The organism is Nocardia carnea NBRC 14403 (genome assembly GCF_000308515.1).
In the GTDB taxonomy this organism is placed as follows: Bacteria; Actinomycetota; Actinomycetes; order Mycobacteriales; family Mycobacteriaceae; genus Nocardia; species Nocardia carnea.
On record NZ_BAFV01000046.1, the window covers coordinates 78,983 to 84,982 of the forward strand.

General features: G+C 66.3%; 5 protein-coding genes and 4 tRNA genes. 5 read left to right on the top strand and 4 right to left on the bottom strand.

Going from position 1 to position 6,000, the window contains the following annotated elements; translation table 11 throughout:
- Positions 1–20: 20 nt before the first annotated feature.
- A complete protein-coding gene (locus ON22_RS16520; RefSeq protein ID WP_156052191.1) occupies positions 21–203 on the bottom strand; it encodes a hypothetical protein in 183 nt (60 codons plus the stop codon).
- A gap of 746 nt (positions 204–949) precedes the next feature.
- On the opposite strand from ON22_RS16520, the gene ON22_RS36725 reads away from it, so the two are divergent.
- Positions 950–1,048: a DUF2510 domain-containing protein gene (locus tag ON22_RS36725; RefSeq protein WP_157170414.1), complete on the top strand. Its 99-nt coding sequence runs from the start codon at positions 950–952 to the stop codon at positions 1,046–1,048.
- A gap of 362 nt (positions 1,049–1,410) precedes the next feature.
- Here the strand turns inward: ON22_RS36725 and ON22_RS16530 are convergent.
- Positions 1,411–1,482: transfer RNA gene (locus tag ON22_RS16530), tRNA-Val, on the bottom strand.
- A gap of 311 nt (positions 1,483–1,793) precedes the next feature.
- Between ON22_RS16530 and ON22_RS16535 the strand changes: the two genes are divergently transcribed.
- The 3 genes from ON22_RS16535 to ON22_RS16545 all read left to right on the top strand — a co-directional run bounded on the left by ON22_RS16535 (position 1,794) and on the right by ON22_RS16545 (position 2,057).
- Positions 1,794–1,866, top strand: a tRNA-Gly gene (locus ON22_RS16535).
- 44 nt (positions 1,867–1,910) lie between these two features.
- Positions 1,911–1,981, top strand: a tRNA-Cys gene (locus ON22_RS16540).
- Position 1,982: 1 nt separating this feature from the next.
- A tRNA-Val gene (locus tag ON22_RS16545) sits at positions 1,983–2,057 on the top strand.
- Between the two features lie 77 nt (positions 2,058–2,134).
- Here ON22_RS16545 and ON22_RS16550 read toward each other — a convergent pair.
- A complete protein-coding gene (locus tag ON22_RS16550) occupies positions 2,135–3,274 on the bottom strand; it encodes a baeRF11 domain-containing protein (protein WP_231507925.1) in 1,140 nt (379 codons plus the stop codon).
- Between the two features lie 278 nt (positions 3,275–3,552).
- On the opposite strand from ON22_RS16550, the gene ON22_RS16555 reads away from it, so the two are divergent.
- Entirely contained in the window at positions 3,553–4,803 is a 1,251-nt protein-coding gene (locus tag ON22_RS16555) for a sigma-70 family RNA polymerase sigma factor (protein ID WP_231507924.1), read from the top strand.
- On the opposite strand, the gene ON22_RS16560 is transcribed toward ON22_RS16555, so the two are convergent.
- Positions 4,793–5,710 carry a hypothetical protein gene (locus ON22_RS16560; protein WP_231507923.1) on the bottom strand — a complete coding sequence of 306 codons (918 nt, stop codon included), beginning with the start codon at positions 5,708–5,710 and terminating at the stop codon, positions 4,793–4,795. The two genes, ON22_RS16555 and ON22_RS16560, sit on opposite strands and share 11 nt — an antisense overlap.
- Positions 5,711–6,000: the final 290 nt, after the last annotated feature.

The window sequence follows — 6,000 nt, forward strand, 5'->3', positions numbered from 1 at the left end:
CGGATCGTTGTCATCGGTATTCAATTGACGAGTTGATGCACCCCCGGATCGGCGGGAGCTTTCGCCGCAAGGTCATTGACCTCGTCGCGGCCGGCTGTTCGATCGCTCGGATCGCCGAGGATCTCGATATCAGCGCTCGGACGATCGACAACTGACGCCGCCAAGAACTGATCGACACCGGTCGAGGGCGGGTCCGGCCCCATACCGAGCACGCGGAACTGTCCACCGTCGAATGGAGGCCCCGAGGTGACCTTCGAGAACTGAGCAGCAGGCGGCGACGACGTTGCGTCGAGCGCGAGTCGACCATGAGAACCGCTACGAATCCTACGTGTTCCGCGTGAACCTCGAACCGCAGCCCTGACTCAGCGCAACAGGACACGGCCCGATCCACGAGGGTATCCGGCAAGGACGGGTTTGCGATGACATACAGCGGCTCGGAATCGAACGCAACGCCTTCACTGTGCCCCCAGTCGGCAGCCAACATGCCCTCGATTCTTTTGGCGTGTGGCACCTTCCGCGAGCAGTTGCCGAATTTCGCTATATAGGTTCAAGGGCGACGGCGCTGCGCGCCGCCGCCGCACTACGGCGCGCAGCGGCCTTGCTCGTACCTCACCGTCCGGCGCGCCGGTGCGTCGGCCGCACGCTACGCCGACACCCACCGATCCGAGATTGCTGAATTTTCGATAACCGAGAAGTGCGCACACGACGAGAGCCCCACCCGGCTTACCTCCCGCAGTCGCACACGAATCGGCCGGCACCCAGCCCGGTCAACCGGCTGTGGTCCGGCTCCGGTCCCGCGAATGGGCAACGGACAAGCCGGATGACAGGACGACGTCTCGTGTTGTACGTAGCGCTCTTCGTTCTTTTCGTTCTTGTGGTCTCGGCTGTGGTCGTAGTTGTGATGGTGACGATTACGAAGCCGAACCAACCTCCCCAGCAGCAACGACCCATGACCGCACAGCCGGGCTGGTACCCGGACAGCCTGAATCCTGCACAACTGCGCTGGTTCGACGGACGTCAATGGACCGACCGGGTGCAGCAGCGCTGACCTCTACTTCCAACCCGCGACCTCCGGCCGCGTGGCCCAGCCGACTGGTGGCCTGCATTGTGTTCCCGCGCCCTCCACCGTCAAGAGCGCCTATCGGCGTCACTACGTGACGGCTACGCCACCCTTGACCGCGGAGCCTCTACGCGAGAAGGGCAGGCCCTATCGAGGCAGGCGGGTAGCCAGCCTCACCTACGCGCAGACCACCACCCATCAGGGCCCGAACCGTGCCCGATTCCCGTGCGATCCACGTGCGACAGAGACCGGAAACCGGGGTAAGAAGCGGTCAATCGCGACCTTACTTCCCGAACAGTCAGACGACACAAAAATACGCCCTGACCTGCGAAGATCAGGGCGTATTCGAGTGGTCCCAGCTGGGATCGAACCAGCGACCTTCCGCGTGTGAGGCGGACGCTCTCCCGCTGAGCTATGAGACCGGGAGCTACTCGGTGGCGTCTTTCGATGCCCTCCGAACGAGATGGAACCTTAACACGCACCACCCACCCGCCACCAAATCACCCCCATGTCATTCACTTCGGTGGCGCGCTGACAACGCTTCGACAGCATCCGCGCGGCACCGAGGCGGCTTATCGGCGGCATCCGCAAACAACTCCCACCGTTCCCGGGACGGGTGAATGACAACCTTGTCATTCACGCCCTTCTACCAGGCGATTTGTAGGTTGCGGCGTACGTCGGCTAATGTTCTGTCTCGCACCACGGAGGACAGCGAGCCACCGAGGATGCAAATGCGGATGTAGCGCAGCTGGTAGCGCATCACCTTGCCAAGGTGAGGGTCGCGGGTTCGAATCCCGTCATCCGCTCGAGAGGTAGGGCCAGGCGCATAGAATGCCTTCCCCCTTTGCGCGGTGGAGTGGCCGAGTGGTGAGGCAACGGCCTGCAAAGCCGTGCACACGGGTTCGATTCCCGTCTCCACCTCGCGCGATTAGCTCAGCGGGAGAGCGCTTCCCTGACACGGAAGAGGTCACTGGTTCAATCCCAGTATCGCGCACCATTGTATTACCAGGTCAAAGGCATTTTCGAGGGTATCGAAAATGCCTTTTCCGCTTTCCGGGGTCGATATGGGCCAGGCTAGGGCGCGTAGCGGAGGATACCCGCGAGCTGGGCACCGTCGGGGAGGTCCGCGGCGCGGATAGCGAGGACTTCGCCGCCGGTCAGCAGGACGCGGCGGCTGATCTCGTCGAGGATTCCCGGGGAGTCGTCGGCCGCGGAATCGGCGAAGGTGACCGCGCCCTCGGGGCTTACGGTGCCGGGGACCGAGGCATCGATGTCCACCAGCAGGGTGTCGACGGATCCGGCGGACGCGGCCCGCGCCAGGTCGGAGACATCGGTGGCGGCCCGGCCCTCGCCGCGGCGGAGTTCTACCAGATCGACGAGATCGGCCAGTTGGGCGGCGTAGTGCCGGTCCAGGACTTCGCGGGAGCGGTCGGCCAACTCGTGGTCGGTTGTGTGTTCGGGGTTGCCGGGGATGCTTTCGTCGAGCAGATTGTCGTAGCTGTTCACGGAGCGGAACAGGGAATTGATGGGTTCGGTGGCGGCCAGGATCAGCGGGGTGTCGCGACCGGCGAGCAGATCACGCAGTTCGGTGTCGACGGCGCGGGCGAACTGCCGCGCCCGCATCTTGCGGCCTTCGTCGCCTTGGACGCGGCGTTTCGGGGCGCGATCGCCGAGGCTCGCCTTACCGGCATGGTCGGCGGCGCTGGTCGGCAGGCCGGGAACCGGCACGGTCCGGGCGGGGCGATCGGCGCTCACTTCCACCAGCCGGACGCCACCTTCGGCCAGGGCGAGAACGAAAGCGGTCTGCGGGAAGGTCACGGCGCGTAGCAGCCGCTTCAGGTAGAAGCGGTTACCGACGGTCTCCGAGGCATTCAACTGGTTCGGAACCCGGAAGGTGCGGATACGGGTGGGCGTCGCGAGCACCACGAGGGTGCGCGATTGGAAACGCCAGAACGCGGCATCATCGATATAGGCGTCGAATTCTTCTTCCAGCGCGGCGCGCGCCTCCGCATCGGTGACCAGGTCGAGTACTCGGCGGGCCTGGTTCGAGAAGGCGATCCGGTTGCGGTCCGGGTCGGCGGTATCGGATTCGGTGGGCGTGTAGATGGAAACGCACCAGGTGTCGGTGACATCGGCAAGGGCCGTGATCTCACCGCGGGTCGGTATATCGGTATGCAGCACGAGCGCCTCCACATCGGACGGTCGGAACGGCACGCCGGCGCCCCGTGGAGTGAACCTGACATTCCGGCGGCGGTCGGCGTCCGGTGCGGACGGCCGCTGCGGGGAGCGTCGCCCGGATCGGTCCTCTATCAGCATTTTCTCGGCAATCCCATTAGATCACACGGCAACGGCAGCGACCGGATCTGCGGCGGCGGGCCGATACCTCCGCTTCGGGCATCCGTGGCTGTACCGGGCGCTGTCGGTGCCCGCCGTTAAGCTGGCCCACACGAACGCGAGCCGGTCGGTGAACCGGGGTCCCGAAGGGGGTGTGTGTGCAGTCGGAGCCGGTGCGTGCCGAGGCATCCGGGAATGCGAGCAACGACGCGACGGACTTTCCCGATGATCTGCGGGATCATCTCTCCTTCGAATTGGAGGAGTGCGCGCACGCGCTCGGCGCACTCGTCGACGATTACGGGGTCGATCGGGAACGCGCCGCGGCCATCCTGCGGTTCCGGCTCGGTATCGCCGGGGAGCGGCCCGAAACGCTGACGCGGATCGGGGCCCGCTTCGATTTCTCCCGCGACCGGGCCCGGCAGTTGCACACCAAGGCTGTCGGCGAACTGTTGCGGCACACTGCGCGCTCGGGGCGGCTACCTGTTCCGGAATACGCCCGGCGCTACCCCGTGGGGACCCGGGATTCGGTGCTCACGCGGGCGCTGCTGGCCGAAACCTATGCCACCGATGGTGATATCGCCGTGAACGATCTCGCGTATCTCAAATTGCGCCTGGCGGGGCACGACGCGACCGATGCGAAACGCGTGGCGGGGTATGTCACCCAGCGCATCGTGGGCTGGCGCAAGAAAACCAACCATCTGCTGTCACGGCTGCGCGAGACCGGCCCCCCGGCCGGGCCGCCCGCGCCGTGGCCGCACCGGATCGATTGGCCCGCCCGATCGGGGTCGCCGACCGCACTGCCTACCACCGCGGCGCGAGCGTTCGATCTGGACGACGACGGGCGCGGCCGGTTCTATCTGCACAAACCGGGTCGCGATATCGGCTTCGACTCCGGGCTCGAGGCGCGCCTGATGCGGCTGCTCGATACCGACGACCGGATCCGCACCTTCCAGGAATATCCCGAAGCCGTCGGATACCGGGTCGACGACGAAGAGCATCTGCATTTCCCGACCCTGGTGGCCGAACTCGCCGACGGCCGCCGGACGCTGATCGATGTGCAGCCGCTTGGGCATATCGGTTTCCACGTGAACCGGCTGAAGGCGCGCGCCGCCCGGGAGTGGGCGCACGAGAACGGCTGGGGCTGGCTGCTGTGGACCGGCAGCGCAGTGGGCGAACCGGAACTCGCCGCCCACCCGGTAGCCGCGGCGGTCCGCGACCGGCTGACCGAACTGCTCGCCGAGGGCCCGGTACGCCGGGATGCGCTGCGGCAGCTGAAGGCCGACGGGCTCGAACCACTCGACCTGCTGGCGCTCACCGTCCGTCACGAATGGCGGTGGGAGCGGGCACCGTTCCGACTGTCGGCCGCGAACCAGCCGCAGCCGAAAGCGCCTGCACCGGTCAAGGTTTGATGAACATGGTGGCCGCGATGAAGGTGGCCAGCAGCAGCATCACGAAAACCGTCACCACCTGCCAGTTGTCGATGGTTTTGTGCAGGCGGCGGATGGTGTCCTCCAGCGCGCGGTGCACCCGCTCCTGATCGGCGATCCGCCGCCCGACCGCCGCCACCGACTCGGCCTGCTCACGGGCCTTCGCCGCGGTGCGTTCCATCCGCGCGTGCGCGCGCTCGAGCTGCTGCTTCTTATCCCGCACCGCCTGCCGGGACACCGCGAGCGCGGTGCGCTGCTGGATCAGCTCCTGCCGCTGCTGTTCGAGCAGCAGCGCCTGTGTCCGAGTGTGCTTCTCCCAGTCGGTCACTGCCGCCCATCCCTTCCTCAAATGATCGCGGTAACCCCACGCGACCTCACCCGCCACCCATTCGCGCAGGAACTCACGCAGTTCGTACGGGCGCTCCCCCGGCACCACCAAACCCTCGGACCCCAGGTCGAGCATGCCGCTCGTCGCGCGATACTCACACGACTCCGGCGCGAGATCGGCGATACCGAGCGCGGGCAGCTGTGCCACCCAGAAACCGGGCGCGCACAGCCACAGCACACCGGCATATCCGAGGGCCTTCAACTGATCCGTGTGCTGTTGTGCGAGCTCCTGAGTCAGTGGCCCGGAACGCACCTCGATCGCGAACTGCTCGGTGCCACGCCGCCACCACACATCGACGGTCAACGGTCCGCACCGCCGGTCGACGACCGCCTCGTTCGCACCGAACGCGAGCAACCGGGCGGCCAGCCAGTACTTCAGGCGCTGGGTATTCCACTGGGCGTCCGCGCAGCGGCCACAGCGGCAGCCATAACCGGGTGCGGTGTTGTCCTCGGCCGGCTCCACTCGCTCCGAACCATCCGAAATCCCCAGGTCGGACAGCATTGTCCGGCGCCCACACCGTATATCCGTTCGCCGCTTAGTCTGCATGCGGACCACCCATCTAACCCGTCCCACCGCACCGGCCCGACCACCACACCGGCACTTCCCAGAGTGCGCCACAACTGCCGGTCAGCGCCAGGTTTCTGCCCAGCAGTTACCCAAGTGGGACCCGCCGAACCTTGTCCGCACGCGCTGTCCCGGTCACCGGATCACCCGACCCCAGAACAGTGCGGACCAACGTGCGCAGCCAGGCATGCGCCGGATCCGGTGTATTGCGCGGATGCCAAGCCAGC

What these genes read in the sequence shown, in the direction of transcription:
- ON22_RS36725 (WP_157170414.1), top strand. Translation starts at nt 950, where the DNA reads ATGACCGCACAGCCGGGCTGGTACCCGGACAGCCTGAATCCTGCACAA.
- ON22_RS16520 (WP_156052191.1), bottom strand. Translation starts at nt 203, where the DNA reads ATGGGGCCGGACCCGCCCTCGACCGGTGTCGATCAGTTCTTGGCGGCG.
- ON22_RS16560 (WP_231507923.1), bottom strand. Translation starts at nt 5,710, where the DNA reads ATGCTGTCCGACCTGGGGATTTCGGATGGTTCGGAGCGAGTGGAGCCG.